At 55.2% G+C, this 1,006-nt stretch carries 1 rRNA gene; it reads left to right on the plus strand.

From position 1 onward, the window contains the following. Window positions 1–374 precede the first annotated feature (374 nt). Window positions 375–1,006 (plus strand): 23S ribosomal RNA (locus ACJH6H_RS29770); the annotation flags it as partial.

Raw genomic sequence — 1,006 nt, forward strand, 5'->3', positions numbered from 1 at the left:
AGTGCCGGGGTTCATGGTTGGGATTGTCGCCGGCGCCTGTAGTGGGCTTGCCCGGCGGGTGCATATGACAACAAACGTTCGGCCGGCTGGAAAGCGTTGGTCGTGAAGAATTGCCAGACACACTGTTGGGTCCTGAGACAACAGGCCCGTTCGCTCCCCTCTCGGTTAGAGGGTGGGGGACGCCCCGGTTGCGGGGTGGGGGTTGTTGTTGCCTCACCGGTTTTGGTGGTGGGGTGTGGTGTTTGATTCGTGGATAGTGGTTGCGAGCATCTAACGCGCGCAGAAATGGTGGCCGGCGGCTTTCGGGTCGTTGGTTTTTCCGTCTGTGTGTTGTTGATGTGCAATTTTGATTCTTGTTTTCAATTGGTTTTTGTGCGTAAGTGTTTAAGGGCGCATGGTGGATGCCTTGGCATCAGAGGCCGATGAAGGACGTAGGAGGCTGCGATAAGCCTCGGGGAGTTGCCAACCGAGCGTTGATCCGAGGATGTCCGAATGGGGAAACCCAGCACGAGTGATGTCGTGTTACCCGCACCTGAATATATAGGGTGTGGGAGGTAACGCGGGGAAGTGAAACATCTCAGTACCCGTAGGAAGAGAAAACAATTGTGATTCCGTGAGTAGTGGCGAGCGAAAGCGGATGAGGCTAAACCGTATGCATGTGATACCGGGTAGGGGTTGTGTGTGCGGGGTTGTGGGACCTATCTTTCCAGTTCTACCTGGCTGGAGGGCAGTAAGAAAATGTCGTGGTTAACGGAAGTGGCTTGGGATGGCCTGCCGTAGAGGGTGAGAGTCCCGTACGTGAAAACCCGATGTCTGCCTTGATGGTGTTCCCGAGTAGCAGCGGGCCCGTGAAATCTGCTGTGAATCTGCCGAGACCACTCGGTAAGCCTAAATACCTTCTGATGACCGATAGCGGATTAGTACCGTGAGGGAATGGTGAAAAGTACCCCGGGAGGGGAGTGAAATAGTACCTGAAACCGTGTGCCTACAATCCGTCAGAGCCCTC

Origin of the sequence: Mycobacterium sp. SMC-21 (assembly GCF_045310825.1) — a bacterium.
GTDB lineage: Bacteria > Actinomycetota > Actinomycetes > Mycobacteriales > Mycobacteriaceae > Mycobacterium.